At 55.2% G+C, this 929-nt stretch carries 1 protein-coding gene; it reads left to right on the plus strand.

Annotated elements, in window-relative coordinates; translation table 11 throughout:
- Positions 1 to 3: 3 nt before the first annotated feature.
- On the plus strand, positions 4 to 929 hold a 926-nt coding region (locus DXA54_RS27985), incomplete at its 3' end, for a TraG family conjugative transposon ATPase (protein ID WP_120081218.1).

A 929-nucleotide genomic window follows, 5' to 3' on the forward strand; every position in this document is an offset into this window, starting at 1 on the left:
GACATGAGAAATACATCCAAAATGACAACACTGGAAAACAAGTTCCCCCTGCTGGCGGTGGAGCATGGCTGCATCATCTCCAAAGACGCCGACATCACGGTGGCTTTTGAGGTGGAACTGCCGGAGCTTTACACCGTGACGGGCGCAGAGTACGAGGCGATACACGGCTGCTGGTGCAAGGCTATCAAGGTGCTGCCGTACTTCTGCGTCGTGCATAAGCAGGATTGGTTCATCAAGGAGAAATATATGCCGGAGTTACAGAAGGACGACATGAGTTTCTTGAGCCGTTCCTTTGAACGCCACTTCAACGAGCGTCCGTACCTGAAACACTCCTGCTATCTCTACTTGACCAAGACGACGAAAGAACGTAACCGTATGCAGAGCAACTTCAGTACGCTGTGCCGGGGACATATCATCCCGAAGGAGCTGGACAAGGAAACCGCCGGGAAGTTCATGGAGGCCGCCGAACAGTTCGAGCGCATCATGAACGACAGCGGCTTTGTGAGGCTGCGCCGCCTCTCCACCGACGAGATTGTCGGGACGGAGAAGTCCGCCGGGCTGATAGAGCGTTACTTCTCGCTCATGCCCGAAGGCGACACGACCTTGCAGGACATCGACCTCTCGGCAAAAGAAATGCGTATCGGTGACAACCGCCTGTGCCTGCACACCCTCTCCGACGCGGAGGATATGCCAGGAAAGGTGGCTACCGACATCCGCTACGAGAAACTCTCCACCGACCGCTCGGACTGTCGCCTCTCCTTCGCCTCCCCCGTGGGGCTGCTGCTTTCCTGCAACCACATCTATAACCAGTATGTGATTATCGACAACAGCGAGGAAAATTTGCAGAAGTTCGAGAAGTCCGCAAGGAATATGCAGTCGCTATCCCGATACAGCCGGAGCAACAGCATCAACCGCGAGTGGATAGACCA

Source organism: Bacteroides sp. OF03-11BH, from assembly GCF_003604005.1.
GTDB classification, from domain to species: Bacteria; Bacteroidota; Bacteroidia; order Bacteroidales; family Bacteroidaceae; genus Bacteroides; species Bacteroides ovatus.